Below are 672 nucleotides of genomic sequence, written 5' to 3'. Positions count from 1 at the left end.
GCATGGCCGAACCTGGCGCCATGGCCGAACAGTTGAAGGCCGAAGTGCGCACCCATACGCGCATCAGCGGCATCGATCCGGGTCACAAGCGCTTGTGGATCGGCGAAGAATCGGTGATTTACCGTGACCTGATCCTGGCCTGGGGCGCAGAAACCGTGCGGGTGCCCATCGAAGGCGATGCGGCGGACTGCGTGTTCCCTATCAATGACCTGGAAGACTACGCCCGCTTTCGCGCGGCAGCCGCCGGCAAGCAACGGGTGCTCTTGCTCGGTGCCGGCCTGATTGGCTGCGAGTTTGCCAACGACCTGAGCCTGGGTGGCTACGAGGTGCAATTGGTTGCACCGTGTGAACAGGTCATGCCGACCCTGTTGCACCCGGCAGCGGCCGCGGCGGTTCAGGCCGGTCTGGAAAGCCTTGGTGCACGTTTCCACCTGGGGCCTGTGCTGACTCGCTTGCAACGGGTTGCCGATGGCCTGGAGGCGCATTTGTCCGATGGTCAGGTCATCCCGTGCGATGTGGTGGTCTCGGCCATTGGCCTGCGCCCACGCATCGATCTGGCGGCCGCGGCCGGGTTGCAGGTCAATCGGGGTGTCGTGGTCGATCGTCACCTGAAGACTTCTCACGCCAATATCTACGCGTTGGGCGACTGCGCCGAGGTCGATGGGCTGAATC

General features: G+C 63.8%; 1 protein-coding gene. It reads left to right on the top strand.

What is annotated here, in order from left to right; all coding sequences use genetic code 11:
* On the top strand, positions 1–672 hold a 672-nt coding region (locus D8V06_RS12755), incomplete at both ends, for an FAD-dependent oxidoreductase (protein WP_177434415.1).

Origin of the sequence: Pseudomonas sp. Sample_24 (assembly GCF_004307605.1) — a bacterium.
Classification (GTDB): domain Bacteria; phylum Pseudomonadota; class Gammaproteobacteria; order Pseudomonadales; family Pseudomonadaceae; genus Aquipseudomonas.
The sequence above is the reverse complement of the archived record's forward strand: the minus strand, read 5'-3'. Positions and strand labels throughout refer to the sequence as shown.